The sequence below is a fragment of the Succinimonas amylolytica DSM 2873 genome, from assembly GCF_000378405.1.
Lineage (GTDB): Bacteria > Pseudomonadota > Gammaproteobacteria > Enterobacterales > Succinivibrionaceae > Succinimonas > Succinimonas amylolytica.
In genome coordinates, this window is record NZ_KB899637.1 from 1 (window position 1) to 23,826 (window position 23,826).

The 23,826-nt window shown below is 53.2% G+C and carries 23 protein-coding genes; 11 read left to right on the forward strand and 12 right to left on the reverse strand.

The genetic code is table 11. The annotated features are described in order from the left end of the window. Positions 1-344: 344 nt before the first annotated feature. Together F557_RS0109280 and rne are read right to left on the reverse strand one after the other, a co-directional pair. Positions 345-914, reverse strand: a complete 570-nt coding sequence (locus tag F557_RS0109280; RefSeq protein WP_019001952.1) for an RnfABCDGE type electron transport complex subunit B — start codon at positions 912-914, stop codon at positions 345-347. A gap of 254 nt (positions 915-1,168) precedes the next feature. After that, complete coding sequence (gene rne, locus F557_RS21805; protein ID WP_084761604.1) at positions 1,169-3,844, reverse strand: ribonuclease E; 2,676 nt, start codon at positions 3,842-3,844, stop codon at positions 1,169-1,171. Between the two features lie 596 nt (positions 3,845-4,440). Here rne and F557_RS22280 point away from each other — a divergent pair. Then, complete coding sequence (locus F557_RS22280) at positions 4,441-4,764, forward strand: hypothetical protein (protein ID WP_044143351.1); 324 nt, start codon at positions 4,441-4,443, stop codon at positions 4,762-4,764. A 90-nt stretch (positions 4,765-4,854) separates the two neighbouring features. Continuing rightward, on the forward strand, positions 4,855-5,523 hold the full coding sequence (gene sfsA, locus F557_RS0109300; RefSeq protein ID WP_019001955.1) for a DNA/RNA nuclease SfsA: 669 nt from the start codon (positions 4,855-4,857) through the stop codon (positions 5,521-5,523). A 44-nt stretch (positions 5,524-5,567) separates the two neighbouring features. Here sfsA and F557_RS21235 read toward each other — a convergent pair whose 3' ends face one another. From F557_RS21235 to F557_RS21250, 10 genes are all read right to left on the reverse strand, one after another. Further along, a complete protein-coding gene (locus F557_RS21235) occupies positions 5,568-7,118 on the reverse strand; it encodes a class I adenylate-forming enzyme family protein (RefSeq protein WP_019001956.1) in 1,551 nt (516 codons plus the stop codon). After that, positions 7,115-8,056, reverse strand: coding sequence for an enolase-like domain-containing protein (locus F557_RS0109310; protein ID WP_019001957.1), 942 nt, complete (start codon positions 8,054-8,056; stop codon positions 7,115-7,117). Before F557_RS0109310 ends, F557_RS21235 begins: the two co-directional genes overlap by 4 nt. Before the next feature lie 14 nt (positions 8,057-8,070). After that, entirely contained in the window at positions 8,071-8,931 is an 861-nt protein-coding gene (gene menB / locus F557_RS0109315) for a 1,4-dihydroxy-2-naphthoyl-CoA synthase (protein WP_019001958.1), read from the reverse strand. Between the two features lie 113 nt (positions 8,932-9,044). Next, a complete protein-coding gene (locus tag F557_RS21240; RefSeq protein ID WP_281167345.1) occupies positions 9,045-9,512 on the reverse strand; it encodes an IS200/IS605 family accessory protein TnpB-related protein in 468 nt (155 codons plus the stop codon). Positions 9,513-9,530: 18 nt separating this feature from the next. Further along, a complete protein-coding gene (locus tag F557_RS23655) occupies positions 9,531-10,016 on the reverse strand; it encodes a transposase (RefSeq protein WP_084761640.1) in 486 nt (161 codons plus the stop codon). Between the two features lie 637 nt (positions 10,017-10,653). Continuing rightward, on the reverse strand, positions 10,654-11,844 hold the full coding sequence (locus F557_RS19490) for an IS110 family RNA-guided transposase (RefSeq protein ID WP_019001960.1): 1,191 nt from the start codon (positions 11,842-11,844) through the stop codon (positions 10,654-10,656). Between the two features lie 128 nt (positions 11,845-11,972). Continuing rightward, a complete protein-coding gene (locus tag F557_RS0109340; protein ID WP_019001962.1) occupies positions 11,973-12,305 on the reverse strand; it encodes a hypothetical protein in 333 nt (110 codons plus the stop codon). 160 nt (positions 12,306-12,465) lie between these two features. Further along, the gene (locus F557_RS21245; RefSeq protein ID WP_019001963.1) at positions 12,466-13,278 is read right to left on the reverse strand and encodes an alpha/beta fold hydrolase; all 813 of its coding nucleotides are present in this window, start codon (positions 13,276-13,278) and stop codon (positions 12,466-12,468) included. Positions 13,279-13,281: 3 nt separating this feature from the next. Beyond that, positions 13,282-14,994, reverse strand: a complete 1,713-nt coding sequence (gene menD / locus F557_RS0109350) for a 2-succinyl-5-enolpyruvyl-6-hydroxy-3-cyclohexene-1-carboxylic-acid synthase (RefSeq protein WP_157617829.1) — start codon at positions 14,992-14,994, stop codon at positions 13,282-13,284. Positions 14,995-15,010: 16 nt separating this feature from the next. Further along, the gene (locus F557_RS21250) at positions 15,011-16,345 is read right to left on the reverse strand and encodes a chorismate-binding protein (protein WP_019001965.1); all 1,335 of its coding nucleotides are present in this window, start codon (positions 16,343-16,345) and stop codon (positions 15,011-15,013) included. Positions 16,346-16,640: 295 nt separating this feature from the next. On the opposite strand from F557_RS21250, the gene F557_RS0109365 reads away from it, so the two are divergent. From F557_RS0109365 to fabF, 9 genes are all read left to right on the forward strand, one after another. Then, positions 16,641-17,318 carry an HAD family hydrolase gene (locus F557_RS0109365; RefSeq protein ID WP_019001967.1) on the forward strand — a complete coding sequence of 226 codons (678 nt, stop codon included), beginning with the start codon at positions 16,641-16,643 and terminating at the stop codon, positions 17,316-17,318. Between the two features lie 127 nt (positions 17,319-17,445). Beyond that, entirely contained in the window at positions 17,446-17,964 is a 519-nt protein-coding gene (locus F557_RS0109370) for a YceD family protein (RefSeq protein WP_019001968.1), read from the forward strand. A 9-nt stretch (positions 17,965-17,973) separates the two neighbouring features. After that, positions 17,974-18,162, forward strand: a complete 189-nt coding sequence (gene rpmF, locus F557_RS0109375) for a 50S ribosomal protein L32 (protein WP_019001969.1) — start codon at positions 17,974-17,976, stop codon at positions 18,160-18,162. Between the two features lie 34 nt (positions 18,163-18,196). Continuing rightward, on the forward strand, positions 18,197-19,198 hold the full coding sequence (locus tag F557_RS0109380; protein WP_019001970.1) for a phosphate acyltransferase: 1,002 nt from the start codon (positions 18,197-18,199) through the stop codon (positions 19,196-19,198). A gap of 14 nt (positions 19,199-19,212) precedes the next feature. Then, a complete protein-coding gene (locus tag F557_RS0109385) occupies positions 19,213-20,163 on the forward strand; it encodes a beta-ketoacyl-ACP synthase III (protein WP_026297848.1) in 951 nt (316 codons plus the stop codon). A 90-nt stretch (positions 20,164-20,253) separates the two neighbouring features. Further along, positions 20,254-21,189: an ACP S-malonyltransferase gene (gene fabD / locus F557_RS0109390; RefSeq protein WP_019001972.1), complete on the forward strand. Its 936-nt coding sequence runs from the start codon at positions 20,254-20,256 to the stop codon at positions 21,187-21,189. An 11-nt stretch (positions 21,190-21,200) separates the two neighbouring features. Continuing rightward, positions 21,201-21,935, forward strand: coding sequence for a 3-oxoacyl-ACP reductase FabG (gene fabG / locus F557_RS0109395; RefSeq protein ID WP_019001973.1), 735 nt, complete (start codon positions 21,201-21,203; stop codon positions 21,933-21,935). A 143-nt stretch (positions 21,936-22,078) separates the two neighbouring features. Next, on the forward strand, positions 22,079-22,315 hold the full coding sequence (gene acpP / locus F557_RS0109400) for an acyl carrier protein (RefSeq protein WP_019001974.1): 237 nt from the start codon (positions 22,079-22,081) through the stop codon (positions 22,313-22,315). A 98-nt stretch (positions 22,316-22,413) separates the two neighbouring features. Next, complete coding sequence (gene fabF, locus F557_RS0109405) at positions 22,414-23,664, forward strand: beta-ketoacyl-ACP synthase II (protein WP_026297849.1); 1,251 nt, start codon at positions 22,414-22,416, stop codon at positions 23,662-23,664. The last annotated feature ends 162 nt before the right edge of the window (positions 23,665-23,826 follow it).

Genomic DNA, 23,826 nt, shown 5'->3' on the forward strand with positions numbered 1-23,826 from the left:
TCTCAAATAACATCCAAATGTTAATTGAACAAAATAGACAAATGTAAATTGAATTATTAGCATTTTTTAGACAAAGCTTAATTTGCTAACACAGCAACCGGCAAATGATGGAGAATAAATGGTGCAAACAAAGGAACTCCTATATTGTTTTAGGAATTAGTAAAGTTTTTTCTGTGAGGATAACAATATTATTTACGCTGTAATTTTTTAACAATTTCTTTGAAGTGCCGGGTGATAAAAAGAGATGGTTGGGCAGCAGGACACTGGTCTTTCCGGTACAGCGGGACTGTGTCTCCGTACCGGAAGGAGATGACGGAGGAAATCAGATCAAATGAAAAAACAGCCTACAATTCCGTCTCGCGGTTTCTGATTTCCAGTAGTTCTCCGGAGATCTGCCAGTTCCAGGTAGCGGTGGTTGGTTCCAGGGGCTTCATGGCAATGCATTTTGTGGGACAGGCGTCAACACATTTCTCGCAGCCCATGCAGAGAGCCGGATCCACCCAGTGCTTTTCCTTGAGCTTGCCGGCAATGGAATCGTAGGGACAGATCTTGGCGCATTTCGTGCAGCCGATACATTTCTCCTGGTCGATAAGGGCTACCAGCTCTTCTGAGGCTCTTACCCCCTGGACCGGCACCGGTACATGCATGAGATCTGCCAGGGAGCGGGTACAGGAATCCCCGCCTGGGGTGCAGAGGTTTACCGGAGCCTCACCCCGGGCAATGGCTCCGGCGTATTCCCGGCAGCCGATAAAGCCGCACTGTCCGCACTGAGCACCGGGCAGGGCCTTTTCGAGTTCGTCAACCAGAGGGTTTTGATTTTTGTCAGCGAATCTGGCGGCAAAAAAGCTGAGAGCCCCGCCAAGAGCAAAGGCCGCTCCGGAAAATATCGCGACAACAGCAAGCAAGTGAAGCATGTGGTAGGTATTCCTGATACCTGATAATAAAACGAAATTGCGGCGGGAAATCCGGACATTGGGATGTCCTGCCGGACAGCGGGGGTATTATACACTTCTCCGGTCATTATTAAATACCGAATGCGCACAATCCTCCAAACACTGCCCTTTCTGATAACACAGGCGGGAGGGCGCAGGTATCGGGATCCGAAAATCTGACCACAAAAAAAGCCCCGGGGGGCCGGGGCTTTTCATAAGCTAGAGCGGTTTTGCTATCAGGATTCCGGGGTTTCAGAATCCTCTTTCCGGAGCGCTGCCTCCTCCTTTGGGCCGTTTTCCGGAGCATTCGCGGGATTATCCGCTGCCGGAGCTTCTCCTTCAGGACTGGTCTGGACCGGAGTTTCCTCAGCCGGAACAGTTTCTGGAGCTTCCGGGGCCGGTTCGGTCATCGGAACCTCGCGGAGATTTGCAATGGCGCTGAATCCGGAGTGCCCGGCATCCGGAGCGAATTCCGGATCTTCGCGTCCGGTACTGGCCGGAGCCTCCGGAAGATCGCAGGAAGCCGGTTCGGTCATCGGAACCTCATGGAGATTTGTGATGGCGCTGAATCCGGCATGAGCAGCCTCCGGAGCAAAATCCGGTTCCTCGCGGCCGCCAGTAACCGGGGCCTCGGGAAGCTCGCAGGGAGCCGGTTCCGTGGCGGCTACACTGGAGAAGGCTACGTTTTCGATACAGCCGACCTTTTCAGGAGCAGTGTAGACAAAAGGCTGTACCGGCTTTTCCGGAACGGCGGGCTTTTCGGTGCTCTCGCGGATAACCGGAGCCTCCTGAGCCGGAGCGCCGCTGTCGTGCCGTTTTTTGCGGGCCGGACGTCCTTCGGGAGTGCTGCGTCCTTTCTGGTTTTCGGAACGGTTCTTGCGTCCCTTGACCTGAACCTTCTCCTCGATTACCGGACGTACGCTCTTTTCGGTTGTGCTTTCTGCGGAAACTCCCTCATCCTGTCCCTCATTCCGGTAGGGCTTCCGGGACTTCTGATTCTGGAATTCGGCGTCATGCTGATTCCGGCGCTGCTGCCGCTGCTTGCCGCTCTGTGCGGCATCTCTGCCCCGGCCACCACGGGATGCCGGCTCCGGACGCTTTCTGCTGCTGGTCCGGGTCTTGGGCTGGAGCTCCTTCGGGGATTCCGGGATGGTTTCCGGAGTCTCGCTGCCTCTGAAGAAGCCGACAATGGTTCGCATCATCTTCTTGAAGATGCCTACGGACTCGGCAGAGTCGATCTTTTCAGCACGGGGCGGCGGCGGTGTAATGCCGGCCTGGAGGGAACTGAAATCCACTGCCGGGATCATCGGGGCGCTTCTCCGGGCTGCATGCCGGTTCACGGACTGATCCTGAGCTGCGGCCGGGAAGTTGCTGGGAGCAGGGCCGCCCTGATCCTGGCGACGCTTCATCAGCATAAAGGTGCTGAGGTTGTCATCCCCTTCGCCCTCTCGGGAACGGTTAATTTCGAAGTGCGGGGTCTCCAGCCTTTCGTCCGGCAGAATATATACTCTGACGTCGTGTCTCTTTTCCACGGCCTGAACGGCATTGCGCTTCTCGTTGATGAGGAAAGCGGCCAGTTCCACCGGAACGCTGGCATATACCGAAGCCGTATTTTCCTTCATGGCCTCTTCCTCGATGATGCGGAGAATGGAGAGCGCCAGGGATCCGTTATCACGAATAGCGCCCTGACCGCCGCAGCGGGGGCAGACATGGGAGGTGGACTCGCCCAGGGAGGGCCGGAGCCGCTGCCGGGACATTTCCAGGAGTCCGAACCGGGAAATTTTGGCGAACTGAATCCGGGCCCGATCCTGTCTGGTGGCTTCCCGCATTCTGTTTTCGATTTCCCGCTGGTTTTTAACCGGGGTCATGTCGATAAAGTCGATGACGATAAGACCGCCCACGTCACGAAGTCTGAGCTGCCGGGCGATTTCCTCGGCGGCCTCGATATTGGTGAGCAGCGCGGTTTCCTCGATATCGCCGCCTTTGGTGGCCTTGGCGGAGTTTACGTCGATGGAGGTGAGGGCCTCGGTGGGATCGATCACAATGGAGCCGCCGGAAGGCAGCTTGACCTCACGGTGGTAGGCCGATTCGATCTGGGATTCGATCTGGAAGTGATTGAAAAGCGGATCCTCGCCATCGTACATCCTGACCTTGTTTACAAAATCGGGGCGCACAATGGTGACCTGCTTCAGAACATGGTCATAAACCTCCCGGTTGTCGATGAGAATTTCCCCGATGTCGGGACGGAGGTAGTCACGGATTGCCCGGTGGACAATATTGCTTTCCTGATGAATCAGGAAAGGAGCCGGACGGCTTTCTGCGGCCATGCGGATCATTTCCCACTGCTTAACCAGAATCTGGAGATCCCAGTTCAGCTCCTCCGCGGTTTTGCCGACACCTGCTGTGCGGACGATAACTCCCATGCCTTCGGGAATGGTCAGCGAATTCAGAGCCTGCTTGAGCTCGATGCGATCATCTCCGTCAATGCGATGGGAAATTCCGCCGGCGTGCGGGTTGTTCGGCATAAGAACAATATAGGAACCAGCCAGGGAAACGTAGGTGGTAAGGGCAGCCCCCTTGAGCCCGCGCTCCTCCTTCTCAATCTGAACGATGACTTCCTGACCTTCGCGGATAGCGTCTTTAAGACTCTGCCGGTCGGTGAAGGAGTATCCCGGCTGGAAGTATTCCCGGGCGATTTCCTTAAGAGGCAGAAAACCGTGCCGATCCACGCCGTAATCAACAAATGCCGCTTCGAGACTGGGTTCGATGCGGGTGATGATTCCCTTGTAGATGTTGGCTTTTTTCTGCTCGTGGCCGACAGCCTCGATATCCAGATCGTAGATCTTCTGGCCGTCAACAAGTGCAACACGCATCTCCTCTTCCTGAGTTGCGTTTATTAACATTCTTTTCATTAAAATGCTCAACTTATCGGTACAGCACTGCTTTAGCCCGGCGACCCGGAGCTTGCATGTCCGGCATTGCTGCCGCAAGTCTTACCCTGAGGTCGGGAGCGCAGTTGTGAGCACGATTGATATTCAGCTCAAACTGTACAGAAACAGGTAAAAAGCGAAAAGGGCGTCCTTTGCAAATAGAGGATACCCTGCCGTCAAAAAATAATAACAAAACCAGCTTCATGTTTTGTGATGCCTCATTTTCGGGGGGCATCTCAGTCCAAACAAAAGCCGGATAATTATCACATGTTTTCGCCGAACTGACCACAAAGTAACTTATAAAATCGTGCACGTATTGAGATTTTGTCACGTTTTGTTCGCAGGGAGTTCCTTAACAGGAAAAGATCCGGGGCCCGGACGGCAGTTTTTGGGATCGCGGTTTGATTCTGAGATTATTTTATGCCGTTCTGCGGGTTTTTAGGATAAAAGGAGTGTCCGGGGGAGATTTTTTTCGGAATAATGCGTCTGAGGCGGAGCATTATCCCCGGCCAAGGCGCCAGTTCGGGCGCTGCCGTGCTCCTGCTGCCTATTTTGCCTGTTTGTTTTTAGGAGTTTATATGACTATCAGAATTTTCGGACATCCTGCATGTCCCGACTGTGCATCTCTCAGGGCGAGCATTATGGCTAATGAGGGGCGGGTTTCCTTTGAGGGGCATGATATCAGCCAGCTTCAGGATCTGCATGCTTTCCTGGCGATTCGCGATGCCTCTCCGGTTTTTGACGCCGCCAGAAAGAACGGAGAGATTGGGATTCCCTGCATTGTCACTGCTGACGGCAGTCCCCGGCTGGACTGGCGGGAGTATTTCCGGGAGCAGGGCTGGAAAGTGACCGAGGTTTCCGTGTCGGGCCCGGCCTGCAGCATTGACGGCAGCGGCTGCTGAAATCCCGGGACGCCGCCTCTGTTTCACTGCGGGCGGCTCTGGGTTGTTGTTTTTTGCTGATAGCGAGTATTTGTTAACAGGTCAGGCAGTATGAAATATCCGGATATTCAGGAAGCCCGTTTTATTACCCGGCTTAACCGTTTTGCGGCCCGGGTGGAAATTGACGGCCAGCCTGTGGATGTGCATGTTAAGAATACCGGACGCTGCCGGGAGCTCCTGGTTCCCGGGGCTCGCGTGTATCTTGTCAGATCCGATGCGCCATTAAGAAAAACCTCCTGGGATCTGGTAAGCGTGTACCGGGACGGGCGTCTCATGATCAACATGGACAGTCAGGCTCCGAATCTGGTGGCCGGAGAATGGCTGGCTACGCAAGGCTTTGATGAGGTCAGACCGGAGTATTCCTTCGGCAAGTCCCGGCTGGATTTTTTCATGCGCCGGGGGGAGCAGGACTTTCTGATGGAGGTCAAGGGCTGCACTCTGGAGAAGAACGGCATTGGCTACTTCCCTGACGCGCCTACCGATCGCGGCGTGCGTCATATCCGGGAGCTTATCAGAGCCCGGGAGAGCGGCTATGATGCGACCCTTCTCTTTGTAATTCAGATTAACGGCGTTACGGAGGTCCGGCCTGACGGAGAGACTCATCCGGAATTTGCCAGAGCCTGGGAGGATGCTGACAGGGCCGGAGTGCGCATTGCCTTTCTCCGGTGCCAGGTGACTCCGGATTCTCTTGTCTGTGTCGGATCTTCCGGAGATTTCTGAGTGCAGGGCGCCCCCGGCGGAGCGGGGGTTCCGGGGGCTTTCCTCTAGTTTCCGGGGCAGTTCCTCTTCCGGCAGGAGTCCCGCACATATTCTGCCACAGCCTTTCTTTTTATTTTCATTCCCTGATCCCACTCCGGGTTCCAGGGGAGCCAGATTTTGGGGATCCGGATGCGGTCCAGATGCTTTCCCGCTTCTGTTCTGAAATATTCCCGGGTTTCCGGGGAAAACTCCGGAACCCCGGAGGGGGAAGTCCTAAGAACCCCGGGATCCGGTTTCACCACGGCGACTATCACTGAACCCCACTCCTGGTCCGGCAGCGGAGCCACAGCCGCCTCCCGGATTCCCGGAATGCGGAGAAGCTCCCGTTCGATGCTTTCCGGTACAATGTTCTCTCCGCCGGAAATAAACATATTATCCCGGCGTCCCAGAATTTTCAGGCCCGCCGGAGTGGCTGTTCCGAGATCTCCGGTGGCGAACCGGCCGTCCCGGAGCGGCAGCGGGATGATACTGCCTCCGGCACGGAGATAGCCCTGTGCCAGGGACGGCCCCCGGATCAGCACTTCCCCCGTTCCCGGGGTCTCACCCGGATTAGCTTCCGAAATCCGGAAGCTCCAGCCAGGAAGAGGGGTGCCAGCATAGTCGGTGGCGGTTCCCCGGAGCTCTCCCAGAAAAGCCAGAGAGGCGGTTTCGGTCATGGCATAGGATACAAAGAGCCGCACTCCGGGATAAAAGCTGCGGAACTCCCGCACCGTTTCCGGAGCCAGGGGAGCGCCCCCCGCCAGAATCCATTTCAGGGTTTTTAGCTGCTCCCGGGCGGCCTCGGGATCCTTTTTCGCGGCAGCGATGAGCCGCACCAGCTGGGTAGGCACCAGGGAGAGGGCAGTAAGACCGTACTTCGCAACACAGTCTTCCAGTGGCAGCTCCCTTTCCGGAACTGTCATGCTGCACCCTGTCTGGACAGCCCGGAAAAATACTGCCTGTCCGCCTGCATGATTAAGGGGCAGGCTCAGGGCATAGCGATCGCTGCTTTCAAGAGAAAGAGCCCGGGCGGCATTTACGGCACTCAGCTGATGGTTTTTCAGGGAATGAACGATGAGCTTTGGGGTTCCGGTGGATCCTGAGCTTAAAAGACAGTTTACCGGAGTGTCTGCCGCGTTTTCTGAAAGGAGATCCTGAAAATCCCCGTGTTCAGCCACTGTCGGGAGTGCTTCCGCCAGGCGTCCGGGGACGATAATTTTTCCGGAGGTGAATTCTGAAAGCTCCCGGATCCGGTCCGGACATTCCCGGGGGGACAGGGGAAGCACGATTTTGCCCAGATGAATGGCGGCGGCAAAGGCTGCCAGATAGTTCGGATCTGCCCGGGCGGTCATAATAAGCGTGCGTTCCCGGATTTTCTGCAAAAGGGATTGGAACCGGGCAGCCAGGAGGCCGAATTCCCGCCAGGTCAGGACTCCGGATCCGGTTATGAGAGCCGGGAGATCCGGGGTAAGCTGTATCCGCTTCCTCAGGGATATAATCTCTCCGCAGCCGGGAGCGGTGGAGGCTGCGGATACCGCGACCGGGAAACAGGCGGAATCCGCGGATTTTCTGTTCATTCCAGATCCTCCGTAAAGCTCCTGATAAAGGTTTCGGTTTTCCGGGCCTCTACGGGAAAGTATTTCAGGGTGTCTGTGCCCGATTCGGTATCAAAAAACGCCGCCAGTCTGCGAATCCAGCCGATGCCTGCAGGACTCTCAAAGGCGGAGGACAGAACCGGGGAAAGCTCCCGGAGCTCCATGAAGTCCGGAGTCAGTGCCGGCTTGATTACCGGTACCGCCCGGTGTTTCCGCAGGAATGCCGGAAGATCCCCGCCCCCGTATTTTGCGGCATATTCCGGCCAGAGCATGTCCAGACCGACCGGGATTCCGAGATTAAGGCAGTCGTCCAGGGAATCTGCCGGATCCTCGAAGTATCCCAGGTATTCCCCCAGGGCATTGATATAGATCCGGGCGTTTTCCGGGGAAAGGCTTCTGTTTCCGTCAGGGTTTATGAGAATCCGTCCCCGGAGCTTCCGGGCCTCGCATGCTGCGGTAAGTTCACGGATAAGGGAAATCTCCTCCGCCACGGGGAATATTCCCGCCTTGATTTTTATGCTAGAGGTCTGTCCGGGGGGAGCTTTGGCGATACTGTCCAAAAACTCCGGAAGTGCAGCCCTTATGGCGGCAGGTTTCCCGAAAAGACTCCGTACCGGAGGCTTTTCGGGAAAGGTGTTCAGGGGATTTCTCAGCATGGCCGCGGCAAACCGGGCCTCCGGAGTTTTCAGTTCCGGCTCCGGAAGATCCGCCCCGGAATTCCGGCAGCAGACAAAAGTGCCGAGATCCCGGAGGATATCCTCCTCCCGGGACGGGGAAAAACCGGAAAGCTGGGCGAATTCCCCCGGAGCTCCGGATGCGGAGACCAGAATATAGCCCCGGCGTTCCCGGATTTCGAAGCCGTTCTGGATCAGCGGGGGATTCAGGGGGATCCGGTATTTCAGGATGCGGCGGATTTTCATGAGGGCAGAACGTATCAGGGATTTCTGACAAACCGGGAGAAATCCGGACGGCGCTTCTCATTAAAGGCGTTACGTCCCTCCTGGCCTTCTTCAGTCATGTAGAAAAGCATGGTGGCGTCTCCGGCCAGCTCCTGAAGTCCGGTCTGGCCGTCGCAGTCCGCATTGAGAGCCGCCTTCATGCAGCGCAGCGCTATAGGGCTGTTTTGCAGTATTTCACGGCACCATCTGACGGTCTCCCTTTCCAGATCCCTGAGCGGCACCACGGCGTTGACCAGCCCCATTTCCAGGGCTTCAGCGGCGTTGTACTGCCGGCACAGGAACCAGATTTCCCGGGCCTTTTTCTGGCCGATGATCCGGGCCATATAGGAGGCTCCGAAGCCGCCGTCAAAGGATCCTACCCGGGGCCCCGTCTGTCCGAAAACTGCGTTGTCGGCGGCAATTGTCAGGTCGCACACCAGATGCAGCACATGACCGCCTCCGATGGCATAGCCGGCCACCATAGCGATTACCGGCTTGGGACAGGTGCGGATCTGGCGCTGGAGATCCAGTACATTCAGATGATGCACACCGGATTCGTCCCGATAGCCGCCGTAGTCTCCCCGCACCTTCTGATCGCCTCCGGAGCAGAAGGCCAGATCTCCGGCCCCGGTAAAAATTACGGTGCCCACGGAGGGATCAAAGCGGGCATCCTGAAGGGCCTGTTCCATCTCCATGACGGTTCTGGGGCGGAAGGCGTTGCGCACCTCCGGCCGGTTAATGGTGATTTTGGCAATGCCTTCGGGTGTTTTGTGGTAGAGAATGTCGGTAAAGTTCTTTTCCCGGGTCAGGTCCTGCCATTCGGCCGGGGCGTAAAGAGAGGGATCGTCCTTAAGCATGTTGTGTTTCCTTTAATGTTGCTCTGGGGTAATTATTTCCATATTATTATCGCTCTGTTCCAGTCTGTAGTTGATCTGAAACATTCCATAGGGAATAACTCTCCATAAAACAGCTAGAAAGTTATTATATGCGGTCTAGCGAATAGACCTCTACCAACTATCCCTTTTACAAAGGACTCATCAGATACTTTTAACTTGGCCAAGTATTTCCGGACTATATTTAAAGCACCGTTTATATCAGCATTTAAAACTTTGCCTGCAGACGACTTAAATAAGCCTCGGAAAATTTTTTTGCCTTTATATTCCTCATGCTTTTCAACGGGTTCAAATGCCAGTGAATCGCACTTGGAGGTATAGGATTCCTCTTGCTCCGCAAGATTTATCCCTGCCATTTTGCACTTGTATCTAAGCATATTTATAAACTTAAAGAACGGAATCGATACAAAGTTCTGGTTGGTTCGTTTACCTAATGCAATGGAGTCTTTCCATTGCTTGTTTCTTCCAATAACCACTGTACCGATCTTGTGCTCCACACAAAAATTCACAATGCTTCTGGATGCGTTGTGCAAATAGTCTTCAATTTTTAAGTTTCGTTTAAATCATAACTTAAAAATATTAAATTTGTTGTAATTGAAATCCTGCTTATCTCCGATTAAAGGTCTTTCAGATTTTAACTTAGAAAACTCTTTATTGTAATACTGATTTATTGATTTTACAGGCTTTCCGTTTATAATAAAGCAGTCAAATTCCGAAACGCAACTGCAAAGGTTGTTCAGACCTAGATCAATGCCTAAATACTGATTCTGGTTTAAATCAGAGTTTAACTCTTCCGTTTCATAAGAAATGCAGACCTTGATTTTATTGAATTTCGGAATAAAGTTAATTGTTTTAAAATTCTTTAAATTATCCTTGTATTTTTCAAATATATTATGGGGAATATAAATTTTTACATTTTTATTTAATACTATAAACTGATCTTTGATTTTAGCCGACTGATAATCAAAATACAGAACATTCGGATTTTCCTTGTATTTAGGCGCTTTGGGTTCCCCATTAAACTTCTCCGGATGAACTTTAAACTCTATGTGTAAATGGCGGTGGGGTCAAGTAGTTTCTTCGGCCTTTGTTGATAGTGCTGCCAAAACCAAAACTTTGCTGACCATCCCTATGTGCTGAGTAGGCAGCTCAAGGGTTTGCCTCTCAAGAATGTATTTCGAATGCAGCCTTTTTTCAGGGTGCAAAAAACTAAGGGGGCTGCCCCCCAGTTTTCGGGCTCTCAATTATGACGCTGCGGTTCAGCAAAATCTTAGATCGTCGGCATAACCACCTCCGATTAGGCTTGCCCTGATGGTGGTACATTTCCTTGAACGGCCTATGAGGCGAGGGAAAAAAACGTCCTGTCCACCAGAGCAAACTCGTTGCTGTCATACTGAACAGCAGAAACAAAGGCATCAGTACTCGCTAACTTCTATGTTCTGTTTCTAAAAGAGCCTTGGCAAATTGCCTGTCCGGCTCCACAATTTTGATCTAAAGGTCTTTAAGGTATTCTCCCGCCAAATTCTATATCTATGCATCAAACTGCAATGGAGGTCAGACGTTTTGGAGAAAACCGTCTCTGCTAACCTGCAGAGACAAAGTTCTTTGATCCTGCTGTTATCTCAGTATGTCAAAATCCCTTATTCATTAATTCCTTTCTGTTAATCATTTATTGCTTAATCCTGATTATGCTGCTTTGGCAGATGCTTTGGCAGCTGCCTGGGCCTTTGCCTGAGCCTTTGCTGCTTTCTGCTGTTCTATCTGCTCAGGGCTTTTCATCAATACGGAAACCAGCGAGGTTTTCGTCCGATCGTATCTGCCGTTTTCCGTTGCGGCTACTGCCCAGGCAATGCGGCACATTTTGTTGGCAATGGCGCAGATTGCCACTTTGCGGGGTTTTCTGCACACCAGATTTAATATCCAGTCAGACTGGTAATAATGGCAGGTTTTCGATTCTATGCCTGTTTTAACCCTGTTATAGAGACCGCTGGCCCCCTCATACAGCGATCGTTTCAGAACAGGGTTTCCCTTTCTGGCAATGCCCAGAATGGTTACCTTTCCTCCGCTTCCGGTATGGTAAGGAGTTTCGCCGCAGTAGTCGGCAAACTGTCTTCCGTTCTTAAATAACGCAGGATCTGCCATCACATTGGCAAAAGCCAGAGATGTTATCGGACCTACATACGGTATTGTCATAAGTCTCTGAACAAGGTCATTGTTTTTTGCAGTCTCCTCAATCTTCTCATGGAGTTTTTTCTCTGATTCATGGATTGCTTCTCTTACTTTGTTAAGCGCGTCCACAGATGCTTTCAATGTAGACGCCCATGGCTTGTTTTCCTGAAAAGATTTATCCAGGAAGGCCTGTGCCACTGCCTTTGTTTTTTCATAGTCTGTGGTGTTGCACACGCACCCGTATTCGGACAGAAGAGCTTTGAGATTATTATTTGTCTCGGTATCAATCTTGAGTACAAAATCCCGGGTTTTAAGCAAATATCCTTCGGCCTGATTCTCCTCAGACCTTACATTTATCGTCTTTATGGCAGGCAGAAACGAAGCCTGCCAGATTGCGTGAGCATCATTTTTGTCATCCTTGCTTCCAATGTTGATGCTGTTGGTTATCTCAGCCGGAATAATCATCGGTAAATGACCGTATTTCCTGCATTCGCGTCCCCAGTAGTGGCAAGTGCTGCAGGCTTCCATGACGACCTTGAACTTAATCTTGCTGTCCTTAAGAAATTTCTCGAACTTGGTTCTGTTCATCTGCTGGTTGACCAAGGTGTTAGTACGCGGTTCCATATAAGCAACCTGAAAAACATTCTTGGCAAGATCGACGCCAACATGAACAAATGATTGATTTTCTAAAACATTTGTGATATCCATATAACCGCCTATTTTTGTTTAGAAACTGGTGTTGCTGTTTATCCTACATCAGTTTCTTTTTTTGAAGTTTCAAAACCTGATCTTGCTGCCAGCCCGCAATTTCTCCTTTTCTTCTGCCGTTTCATCATCTAACCGAGGATTTCGTCAAGTCCCGAGCTTTTCTGCGAGCCGCCATTTACACCACATTCCTTGACTGCACTAAAGAAACCGGAGTAATTCTTATATAAACTGATTACAATCATTTGGGCAAGTTTAGCCTTGCAGAGTTTTCTGTAATAATTCAGCTTTGTATCCTGAGTCCTTAATACCTTTTCAAGGTCAGTTTGATTCATAATAGACTTGTTCTTGTCGTAATAATCCCTAAAGAAGTATCTGGCCTGATTAAATAAGCACCTTGACAGTTCAAACTGTTCTTTGAACCATCTTGTATTGTCTATGTAGAAGCAAGCGCTTAAAATCATTTTGAACCTCTTTTAGAGATATTTACATCGGGCAAAAATCAGAGTCCTACTGGATCAACTATCCTCTGCAACGGAGCGATTATTATACTACTGCTGCCGTATGGCATATCAGCCCCCGCTGCAGGCGGGATACAGAACGGAAGGCAGTTCCGGGGAGCGGTTATCCTGCAGCAAAGCCGGCGATGAGCGCGGCAGTTTTTTCCGGAAGCTCGTCATGAATGTTGTGGCCGGCTGCGGGAACTGTGATTCTGGCGATGCCGGGCCCGTGAATTTCCTGAAACAGCGCCGTGTATTTCGGATCCCGCTCCCCGGAGAGGAGCAGTACCGGAACGGGCGGTGCTGAAAGGGCCGGAAGGAGACAGGGCATGAGTCCGGTGCTGAATCCCCGGAGTACGGCGGCAGCTGTGGTTCCCTGAAGATTCCGCCGTTTCCGGAGGAGATTTTCCCTGAGGGCGGGGGACAGACCGGCAAACACCGGCTGCCGATACCAGCTTTCCATAAGCTCCGGTGAGAATTCCCGGGCAAATTTCCGGGCAAGTTCCGTGTCATGAAGATAACGGCGGGCTCTTTCTTCGGGATTCTGAATTCCCGTTCCGGCGCTTTCCAGAACAAGGGAGGAGACTTTCGGCCAGTCCTTCCGAAATTCCCGGGGATCGGGAGATCCTCCGTTCGGACCGTCTCCGAAGAGCGCATAAAGAGCCAGGCGTCCCCCCATGGAGTAACCGTAGACGCATACCCGGGAATAGGCGCATCCGGCGATAATTTCCCGGAGCCTCCGGCGGGCTTCCCGGAAACAGAAATCCGGAGGCGGAGTATCCCCGTCCGGCGGGGCGGGCAGGAGATCCTCGGGAAGTATTTCCAGCGAGGGCAGGGGAAGATGCTCCCGGACCGCAGCAAATTCGCCGGGCACGCCCAGAAAACCAGCCAGGAAGATCACCGCGGTTTCCCGGGAATATGTTTTAGCATTGCTCACTGTTCAGGCCTCCCCGGGAGCGGTCAGTTTTCGGAGCAGATCCAGCCCCTCTCCCTGCGGAAAATGAATCTCGACAATTTCTCCACCGGAAACCGGTTCTTCCAGAATTTTCAGGAACTCCTGCTGGGTTTGGGGCCGGCGCCAGGGAATCCCGAACATGGCAGCGGCATGGGAAAAGTCTGCGTTCTGGGGATTAACAAACAGATCGTTCCGGATGGCGGTTGACGCTATGGGAAATTTCAGGAAGATGTTGCCGCCGTTGTTATTGAAGATAACAATCCGGACCCGGTATCTTTTAAGAAGGGCCATGCCGGTAAGTCCGTAAAGAGCGCTCATGTCTCCGATGACAGCGGTGATACCGGAATCCGGATCGCCGAGGGACAGCCCGGCGGCAGCGGCGATAAGACCGTCAATTCCGGATACCCCCCGCAGGGAATAGACCGGCTTAGGGTGTTCCGGGAGGATTAGGGTGTCCGCCAGCCGGGCCGGGAGACTGTTTCCGATGAGAAGGGGAGTGCTAAGCCGGGACAGTCCCGCAGCGGCGGAGACCTCGGTAAGCTCTGCGTCTAAGGAGGAACAGGCAGCAGTTTCCTTTTTGACGGCGGCAATTTCGGGGGTTAAGTCTGCCAGTGTGGCTCCCGGAGGATCCCCGGCAGGAACTTCCGGCAGCAGCTGCAAAAGAGCGGAAAGCGTTATCCGGATAGTCAGCCCCGGGCGGCCGCTGGCATTGATGCCGTCCCCGTATGCGGTTATGAAAATCACCTCTCCCGGGAAACTCCTGATAAAGTTCAGGAGCTTTTTTGAGATAAAGCGTCCTTCGATTACGGCCATCCGCGGAAATTTCCGGAGTCTTTCGCAAAGCTCCGGGATCCGTGCGGTCAGGATATCAAAGGGTGCCAGAACGGGCATCCTGCCCCGAAGATTGCTCTGAATATCAGCGATTACCGGGCCTCCGCAACAGTTAAGAACGTCCGTAAGCCTGGCCGCGTCACGCGGGTGAATAGTTCCGGCCGCCACCAGAGTTTGCCCGTCCCCCCTGAAAAACTCCCGGATTTTTGCCGCCAGGGGAGCTCCGGGGAAAATATCCGGGAGCGGACTCTGATCCGGGAATAGCGGAACTTCCGCATCCGGGAAGCAGGCTCTCTGCACGTCAGCCGGCAAAGCATCAGGACAGGCATCAGCTTCCTGAAGATCTTCATAAAGAGGCTCCCGGAGTTCGACATTGAGATGAAGCGGCATTCCCGATAGCAGAGCTTCGGAAAGGGCGTTAATGATTTTCTGGCGGGCGGCGGAAACCGCTCCGGCACTGGAAAGCACCGGCACATGCACAAACCTGGCGTAGCTGCCGTAGATCCGATCCTGTTCACAGGTCTGATTGGCTCCGGTGTCCAGAAGCTCCCATGGCCGGTCGGCGGTTATCAGGATCAGAGGAATATGGCTGTTCCGGGCCTCCATGACTGCCGGAAGCAGGTTCCCCGCGGCAGTGCCGGAGGTGGTAATGACTGCCACCGGTCTCAGAAGTCCCAGGGCCATTCCCAGTGCCAGGAATCCCAGGTCTCTCTCATCGAAATGCACGTGATAGCGGAGTAGCGGGAAGCGTTCCCGGAGAAGAGCAAAGGGGGCGTTCCGGGAGCCCGGAGCAATGCAGACATCCCGCACCCCGCAGTCAGAAAGCAGGGAGAGAATGCTCAGGGCGGAAAGAGTGCTGTCAAGCATGGCAATAACCTCGTGTTCAGGGGGATGCGGCAATGAGCTCCAGGAGATCCTCCGGAAGGCCGATAGCACCGGCGGCGGCCTGCATTTTGATTCCGGTTTCCCGCCATTCGCTTTCGGGGTGGGATTCCGGAAGAATTCCGGCGCCTCCGAACAGGGTGATTCTGCGGGGTTCTGCCAGCGCCGAGCGGAGCAGTACGGCCAGATTCAGTGTTTCATTAGAGTTCCCGGGGCCTTTTGTTCTAAGAATCCCTCCCAGACCGGCGTACAGGGAATCCGGGAGGAGATGCTCCCTTTCCAGGAAATGGAGTGCCTCCTTTCTGGGAAAGCCCAGCACCGCCGGAGTGGGATGCAGCCTGCGGGAAACCTCCAGGGGAGAAATGCCTTTCTTCAGAATGCCGGACAGCGGGGTTTTCAGGTGCTCGATGTAGCTAAGCTGCTTCAGGGTCAGAGGTCCGGTATGAAGGGCTGTGGTGCAGTCCCGGAGTGCTGTTTCGATTTCCCTGACTACAATGCTGTTTTCCAGAAGGTTTTTGCCGTCCCGGAGAAGATCCTGTCCGCGGCCGGGAGGACAGGATCCGGCCAGAGCCTCGGTTCGGATTTTCTGACCGGCTGATTTTATAAGGGTTTCCGGAGTGAGGGAAAAAAACAGGGTGCTGTCCCGGCCCGAAAGTACGGCGTAAAAATAGGATTTTCCGGAGTCTGAAATGTTTCTGAGGCGTTTCCGGAGAAGGGTTCTAAAAATGCAGGAGGGATCTGCCGGTTCTGCCGGTTCCAGCGCTGCCTTTCTGGAAATAACGATTTTGCGGAGGTCGGTTTTCTGCATTTCCTTCCGGGTCCGGAAAATAATGTCCCGGAATGCCGGAAAGTCCGGAGAGAGGACCAGTTTTTCAGGGCGGAGCTCATAATCAGAATCCGGACATTCCGGTTCCTCCCGGAGAGCCTTTCGGAATGCTTCCCGGAGAAACTGCGGGCATTCCGGAGAAAAGCGCAGCTTTGCAGATACGGCGGGATTTCCGGAAATTTCCAAAAGGATATCCGGCTTGAAAAGGGCAATATCTGCCGGGCAGGAAAAGGGCGCCTCTGCAAAATAAAGCCCTGGGGAGACGGGGGCAGGGGAGAGCTCCGGGTTCCGTCCGGAATCACGGGATCTGAAGAAGCCCAGGAAAAGCCCATCTTCGGGGGGGGAGAAGACCCGGATGGTTCTGTCAGGAAAGGATTTTCGGAGAATTTCCCCCGGGAGCGTTTTTAAAGCACGGTGCACGTCCTCCGGAGAAAGCTCCGTGACTTCTGGAGAGTTTTCTCCGGGAAAACCGGTCAGAACCGGAGCCGGACTTTGAAAAAAGGAATCCATGCCTCAAATCTCTTTCTTTTTGATTCCGGGTAGCTCCGGATGACTGTTCCGGACGGCAGAATCCGCAGATCCGATTATAGCTTTTCGGGAAAGGGATTTCAATTTAAGCGGTGTACGGTGATTGGCGATTCGGATGAGGAGGACAGAGGCGGCTGGAGCCCGCAGAGATAAATGGGGGCGGAGAATCAGAGCTGAAAGATAGGGGAGGAACCTCCGGGAAATGGTAGAATAGCCTCCGGTTCCCGGAGATGTCCGGCTCCGGGAGGGTGAATATTCTTTTGAGGCAGGCTCTGTTATGTTTGATTTTGATTCCGTTAAGGCAGTGATATTTGATGTGGATGGCACCCTGATGGACTCCGTGGGGAGAATTATCAAAACCATGAGGCTTTCATTTCAGAATCTGGGACTTGCGGAGCCGGATACGGTTTCGATAAAGAACATTATCGGACTTTCCATGAAGGAGGTAGCGGAAAAGCTGCTTCCGGAGGCTTCGGAGAATCTGAGATCCGCTCTGATAGCCTCATACAAGAAAATCTACACAGAGCTTGAGGACCGGGAACCTACGGAGCTTTTCTGCGATGCTGTGCCGGTTCTTCAGAGTCTGCGCCGGAAGGGGTATCGTACCGGACTGGCTACCGGCAAGTCCCGGAGAGGCTGTGTCAGGGTTCTGGAAAGCTACGGACTGTCGCCTCTTATAGATGTCTCGGTGGCTGGTGACGAATATCCCTCCAAGCCGGCTCCGGATATGCTTCTGGCGGCGGCCGGAGAGCTCGGTCTTCCGGTTTCCTCCTGTCTCATGGTGGGAGATTCAGCTCTGGATCTCGGCATGGCCCGAAAGGCCGGAATGCCCAGTGCCGGAGTGCTGACAGGGGTTCATGGCAGGGAGCGCCTGGCCGCTCTTGCCCCGGCAGCGATAGTCAGCAGCCTTTCCGAACTGGAAAAGCTTATCGTGGGCGATAATTCCGGGCGCTAGTTCCGGCCGGTGGGGGCTTATCAGACAGGTGCGGCTGCAAAGGAATGATTTTTCGGGGAAATAACCAGCTTCGGAAAATGAAAGAAATTTTGACTTCGTCACTTTTTTTTTATATCATGCACGCACTATGCAAAAAGTGAAAATTCCACATAAGGTGGATCCTGTCCGGGCAGCAGCGAAAAAGCTCGATTTTGATGGCTATATTCCCAGGAATTTGCTGGAGCGGCTCGCTGGCGTTGTGGAAACTGTTTTAAGTGATGCTGAGGTTCATTTGTCCTTTAGTGTCGATTTGCAGGGTTTAACCGTAATTGAGGGCAGTGCTGGTGCCGCTGTGAAGTGTGAATGCCAGCGCTGCGGCAGTCCGTGCGAACTCGGGTTGTCCTCTGATTTTCATTATACCGTCGATGAAAAGAAGGCCAGGGATCTTGGTCTGGAGGATGATTACGATTTTGCCGAAGCGGATGAGTTTGGCGAAGTTGACGTTTACAAGCTGATTGAAGACGAACTCATTCTGACCGTGCCCATGGTGGTCACGCATCCGGAAGGTGTATGCGAGATTCCCGATGGCGGGGTTTATGGTAAAATTGTTACCGAAAACACGGAAGGCAGCCCTTTTGCGGTGTTGGGTAAATTAAAGAAAAGTTAGGAGAAGGCTATGGCCGTTCAGCAAAATCATCAGTCTCGTTCCCGTCGCGACATGCGCAGATCTCATGACAGTTTAACCGCTGCCAAGGTGTCCGATGATAAGGCTACCGGAGAATTTCATCTGCGTCACAATGTGACCGCTACCGGTTACTACAAGGGCGAGAAGGTTGTTAACGCCCCCAAGAAAGACGCAGAGTAATTTGTTCTGACGTTGCAGGGTAAGGATTTTTCTGTTGTCTGAAATTATTCTTGCCATAGACGCAATGGGAGGGGATTACGGTCCCCGCAATATAGTGCCTGCCATTAAGCGGGCACTATCTGTTTATGGTGATTTACGATTTCTGGTATTCGGACAGGAGAATATGGTGCTTCCGTATCTGCGGGCGAGCCTGCTTGCGGCGGACAGCCGTGTGGTTTTTAAGCACCGACCGAATGTCGTTACCAACAATCTGACTCCTCTCGAGGCTTTAAGGCTTCGGGATTCTTCGTCTTTATACGGTGCCGTGTCTGCTGTGGGCGGGCGGGAGGCCTCCGGCGTTGTTTCTGCCGGCAGTACCGGGGCTCTGGTCACTATCTCCGACTATGTGCTGGGCAGAATTCCCGGAATATCCCGCTCGGCTCTCGGAAAAATAATTCCCTCGTTTGACCGGAGTTGTCCGGGTACAGTTTTTCTGGATCTCGGTGCCAGCCTGACCCAGAACCGGGAGATGATCCTGCAGAATGCCGTTATCGGCTCCATTGTTGCCCGCTGCTTTCTGAATGCCCCCCGGCCGGTGCTGGGAATTCTCAATGTGGGTTCCGAGGGCAGCAAGGGCCCCCGTTATCTTCAGGAGGCGGCCGCCTGTCTCCGGGACGCGGATTTCTGCAGCTTCCGGGGTTTTGCGGAGGGGTGCGATATTTTTAGCGGGAGATTCCAGGTGATTGTCACTGACGGCTTTTCCGGAAATATCGCCTTAAAGACCGCAGAGGGACTGTACCGGGGGCTTGTCGGCAAGACGGGGAACCGCAGAAATAATTTGTTACTTGTTCCGATCCTACATTTTTTTAAAAGAAAAATTGGTATAATGCAACCTGATAAATATAATGGATCAACGCTGCTTGGTCTAAATGGGATTGTAGTGAAAAGTCACGGCAGCGCCAGTCAGATGGCGTTCATGAACGCAATCATTCAGGCCCGGTTGCAGTGTGTCAACCGCCTTCCGGAATTGATTGCATCACAATTAACCTCTATGTAAGGGTAAACCGCGGAATGTATAGCAGGATATCAGGTACTGGCAGCTTTTTGCCTGCCATGGTGCGTACCAATGCCGATCTCGAAAAGATGGTTGAAACCAGTGATGAGTGGATAACTGAACGTACGGGCATCAAGGAGCGCCGCATTGCAGGAGAGGAAGATTCGGTTGCCGTTATGGCGGCCCGGGCAGCGGAAAAGGCTCTGGAGGCCGCTGGCCTGACTGCGGATGACGTGGAGCTTATCGTGGTGGGTACCACCAGCTCCCAGTATGCTTTCCCTTCCGTGGCCTGTGACGTTCAGAGAATTCTGGGAACCTCCGGACAGCCGGCTTTCGATGTGGCTGCAGCCTGTTCCGGATTCAGCTTTGCCCTGAGCACTGCCAATGCCTATATCAGAAGCGGCAGCATCCGGAGAGCTCTGGTTATCGGTGTGGATTCTCTTTCCCGGGCCTGCGATCCGGATGACCGCACCACCATCATTCTCTTCGGAGACGGTGCCGGAGCCTGTATCCTGGAGGCTTCTCAGGATCCCGGAATCTACTCCTGCGAAATTCATTCCGACGGCAGCCATGCTGAGCTGCTCATGCTTCCAAATGTAGATCGGACAACCCGTGAGCCGGCCTGGATGATGATGAAGGGACATGAGGTTTTCAAATACGCCGTAAAGACCCTGAGCTCTCTCGTTACCGACACCCTGGACAAGAACGGGTTTTCAAAAGGAGATCTGGACTGGCTGGTACCGCATCAGGCCAATCTCCGCATCATTACCGCCACCGCCAAAAGACTGGATCTGGAGATGTCCCAGGTTATTGTGAATCTTGACCGGTACGGCAACACCTCCGGCGCTTCCGTGATTATTGCCCTTGATGAGGGAATCCGCTCCGGGAAGATTCAGCGAGGCGATCTCCTGCTTCTGGAATCCTTCGGCGGAGGATTTACCTGGGGTAGCGCGCTGATAAGATACTGATTTTCTGTAATGCCGTCCTGATGCCGCTCAGGACGGTTTTTTGTTTCGGATTTTGTACAATTATTTACACCGTTTAATGGAGAATGACTGATGACCGATTTTGCTTTTGTCTTTCCCGGTCAGGGATCTCAGAGTGTGGGAATGCTCAGTGAGGTCTATGACAGCTATGAGATTGTCAGGGACACCTTCAGGGAAGCCTCCTATGTTCTCGGCTATGATCTTTACGCTCTGGTATCTGAAGGCCCGGCCGAGGAACTGGGAAAAACCTTTAAGACCCAGCCGGCTCTGCTGACCTCGTCCGTAGCCCTCTATCGTCTCTGGTGTTCTAAAACCGACCTTCGTCCCAAGATGATGGCCGGACACTCCCTGGGCGAATACAGTGCTCTGGTATGCGCCGGGGCGGTGGAATTCAAGGATGCGGTTAATCTGGTAAAACTGCGCGGTGAATATATGCAGGAGGCTGTTCCCCAGGGTGCAGGTGCCATGGCGGCGGTAATCGGTCTGGAGGATGCTGCAGTGGTTAAGGCCTGTGCCGAGGCAAGTCAGGGTGAAGTCTGTGCGGCGGTGAACTTCAACTCCCCCGGACAGGTGGTTATTGCCGGAACCAAAGCAGCCGTGGACAGAGCCGGTGAGCTTCTCAAGGCTGCCGGAGCCAAGAGATTCCTGCCACTGGCGGTGAGCGTTCCTTCCCACTGCGATCTTATGAAGCCTGCTGCTCAGAAGCTGAAGTCCGTGCTTGAGGGAATTCAGTTCCGCGAGCCTGAGATTCCTGTTATTAACAATGTGGATGTGGAGCCAGCCCTGGTGCCTGACGTTATCAGAAACGCTCTGGTGCGGCAGCTTTACAGTCCGGTACGGTGGGTGGAGACAGAGCAGGCCATGGCGGCAGCCGGAGTTTCTGTGCTGGCAGAGGTAGGTCCCGGAAAGGTTCTGCAGGGGCTTTCCAAGCGCATTGACCGCAATATTAATGCCCTGACGCTAAATGATGAGGCTTCGCTTAATGCGGTGCTGGAAGCTGTTAAATAAGAGGTTTTAAAATGGATTTTACTGGAAAGACTGTACTTGTAACCGGTGCTTCCCGGGGGATCGGCCGGGCTGTGGCTCTGGCGTTCAGGGATCTGGGAGCCACCGTTATTGGAACGGCTACCTCAGAATCCGGTGCGGAGGCGGTTTCCGCGGCTCTGGCCGGTTCAGGAAAAGGTCTGGTTCTGAATGTGGGAGATTCCGCCTCCTGCGAAGCCTGTATTAAGGCTGTAACTGAGGAGTTTGGAGCCCCCGATATTCTGGTAAACAATGCCGGAATCACCCGGGATAATCTTCTTATGCGCATGAAGGATGACGAATGGGATGCGGTAATAAATACCAATCTCTCCGGAATCTTCAGAATGAGCAAGGGAGTTCTGCGGGGCATGATGAAGAAGCGCTGGGGCAGGATCATCAGCATAAGTTCCGTTGTCGGTCTTATGGGAAATCCCGGACAGTGCAACTATGCAGCGGCCAAGGCCGGTCTTATGGGTTTTTCCAGAAGCCTTGCCAAGGAGGTGGCCTCCCGCGGCATCACCGTTAATGCGGTGGCTCCGGGATTTATTGCCACTGATATGACCGAGGCTCTTACCGAGGATCAGAAAAAGGCTATTCTGGCTAACGTTCCGGCAGGAGAACTGGGTAAGCCTGAGGATATTGCCAGCACTGTGGTTTTCCTGGCCTCTGAGGGTGCGCGCTATATAACCGGTGAGGTTATCAGCGTAAACGGCGGCATGTATATGTGTTAGGAAAGATGGAATGAGCGTTAGTTCAAAGAATTAATTTTTTTGTGGATATATCCGCTCATTCCATTTATAATTGAATGAGTTTTTTGTCCCCCCGCTGATGAGGGGCATATGTTGAGCGTGTGAACGTTATAGGAAATCAAAACATGAGCGATATTGTTGAGCGTGTAAAAAAGGTCATTGTTGATCAGCTTGGTGTTAAGGAAAGCGATGTAGTTCCTGAGGCATCCTTTATTGAAGATCTCGGTGCAGATTCTCTTGATACTGTTGAACTCGTAATGGCTCTCGAAGAAGAGTTCGGTACCGAAATTCCCGATGAGGACGCTGAAAAGATCACCACTGTTCAGAAGGCTGTAGACTACATTCAGGCTCATCAGGCTTAATTGTCTTCAGTGGCCAGGCTTTCTGGCAGTATAGAGAGGAAGCGTTTTAATTAACGCTTTTTTTGTTTAGCAGAATAATATCACACGGAGGCTGACCTGTGTCGAAGCGCAGAGTAGTTGTTACTGGTCTTGGTATGATTTCTCCGGTTGGCAATACTGTTCAGGAATCCTGGCAGAATCTCGTTGCCGGCAAGAGCGGAATTTCCCAGATTGATCATTTTGATACCACTGATTATCCTTCAAAAATTGCCGGACTGGTTAAGGGATTCGATCCTGAAGCCTTCGGAATCAACCGGAAGGATACCAGAAAGATGGATATGTTTATCCAGTACGGTATCGCTGCCGGGCTCATGGCCTATGAGGATTCAGGACTCGAGGTTACTCCCGAAAATGCGGCGCGGATTGGCTGCGCTATTGGTTCGGGCATTGGAGGACTGGGGCTTATCGAGCAGAATATCGAGACTCTCATCAAATCCGGTCCCCGCCGTGTAAGTCCGTTCTTTGTGCCGTCCACCATTATCAATATGGTTTCCGGCCATCTGTCTATCCGCATCGGAGCCAAAGGCCCGAACCTGGCCACAGTTACTGCCTGCTCCTCCGGCACTCACGCCATTGGAATGTCTGCCCGTCTGATTCAGTACGGCGATGCTGATGTTATGTTCTGCGGCGGTGCCGAAAAGGCCTCCACCCCCATGGGAATCTCCGGGTTCTGCGCGCTTAAGGCCCTTTCTACCAGAAATGACGAGCCGGAAAAGGCATCCCGGCCCTGGGACAATGCCAGAGACGGCTTTGTGCTGGGTGACGGTGCCGGTGTTCTGGTTCTTGAGGAGCTGGAGCATGCCAAAGCCCGCAAGGCCCGTATCTACGCCGAGCTTACCGGATTCGGCATGAGTTCTGATGCCCATCACATGACTGCGCCTCCTGATAACGGTGAGGGAGCTGCTCTGGCTATGGAGAATGCTATCAGAGATGGCGGCATTACTCCGGCCGATGTGGCCTATGTCAATGCCCACGGCACTTCCACTCACCTCGGAGATCTGGCCGAGATCCGCGGAGTTCGTTCCGTGTTCGGCGATGCCGTTCAGAATCTCCGCATAAGCTCTACCAAGTCCATGACCGGACATCTTCTGGGAGCTGCCGGAGCCATTGAGGCAGTGATTACCACTCTGGCAGTACGGGATCAGATCTGCCCGCCTACCATCAATCTGGACGATCCGGATCCTGAGGTTGCCGGTCTGAATCTGGTGCCCCACACTGCTCAGAAGGCTGAGATTCGCTATGCGCTTTCCAATTCCTTTGGTTTCGGCGGAACCAACGGTTCCCTGCTTTTCAAGAAGTATGAGGAATAACGGTACTCTGTTCTGACAGTGTTTTGAAAAGCCGGCGGAAGCCGGCTTTTTGATGCCGGCATAATGCGTTTCGGGGCAGGGAGATTTTTTCCGGCAGACCGCACTTTTTTTGAGAAAAAAACCGTTTTTTGTTATCATGCTCGAAAATTCCGGAATTTTGTG

Coding starts and splice junctions, on each gene's coding strand:
- fabD (WP_019001972.1), top strand. CDS start 20,254: ATGACCGATTTTGCTTTTGTCTTTCCCGGTCAGGGATCTCAGAGTGTG.
- sfsA (WP_019001955.1), top strand. CDS start 4,855: ATGAAATATCCGGATATTCAGGAAGCCCGTTTTATTACCCGGCTTAAC.
- F557_RS0109340 (WP_019001962.1), bottom strand. CDS start 12,305: ATGATTTTAAGCGCTTGCTTCTACATAGACAATACAAGATGGTTCAAA.
- menB (WP_019001958.1), bottom strand. CDS start 8,931: ATGCTTAAGGACGATCCCTCTCTTTACGCCCCGGCCGAATGGCAGGAC.
- rne (WP_084761604.1), bottom strand. CDS start 3,844: ATGAAAAGAATGTTAATAAACGCAACTCAGGAAGAGGAGATGCGTGTT.
- F557_RS21235 (WP_019001956.1), bottom strand. CDS start 7,118: ATGAACAGAAAATCCGCGGATTCCGCCTGTTTCCCGGTCGCGGTATCC.
- F557_RS21250 (WP_019001965.1), bottom strand. CDS start 16,345: ATGGATTCCTTTTTTCAAAGTCCGGCTCCGGTTCTGACCGGTTTTCCC.
- F557_RS0109365 (WP_019001967.1), top strand. CDS start 16,641: ATGTTTGATTTTGATTCCGTTAAGGCAGTGATATTTGATGTGGATGGC.
- F557_RS0109385 (WP_026297848.1), top strand. CDS start 19,213: ATGTATAGCAGGATATCAGGTACTGGCAGCTTTTTGCCTGCCATGGTG.
- acpP (WP_019001974.1), top strand. CDS start 22,079: ATGAGCGATATTGTTGAGCGTGTAAAAAAGGTCATTGTTGATCAGCTT.
- F557_RS0109370 (WP_019001968.1), top strand. CDS start 17,446: ATGCAAAAAGTGAAAATTCCACATAAGGTGGATCCTGTCCGGGCAGCA.
- F557_RS22280 (WP_044143351.1), top strand. CDS start 4,441: ATGACTATCAGAATTTTCGGACATCCTGCATGTCCCGACTGTGCATCT.
- menD (WP_157617829.1), bottom strand. CDS start 14,994: ATGCTTGACAGCACTCTTTCCGCCCTGAGCATTCTCTCCCTGCTTTCT.
- F557_RS19490 (WP_019001960.1), bottom strand. CDS start 11,844: ATGGATATCACAAATGTTTTAGAAAATCAATCATTTGTTCATGTTGGC.
- F557_RS0109280 (WP_019001952.1), bottom strand. CDS start 914: ATGCTTCACTTGCTTGCTGTTGTCGCGATATTTTCCGGAGCGGCCTTT.
- F557_RS0109310 (WP_019001957.1), bottom strand. CDS start 8,056: ATGAAAATCCGCCGCATCCTGAAATACCGGATCCCCCTGAATCCCCCG.
- fabG (WP_019001973.1), top strand. CDS start 21,201: ATGGATTTTACTGGAAAGACTGTACTTGTAACCGGTGCTTCCCGGGGG.
- rpmF (WP_019001969.1), top strand. CDS start 17,974: ATGGCCGTTCAGCAAAATCATCAGTCTCGTTCCCGTCGCGACATGCGC.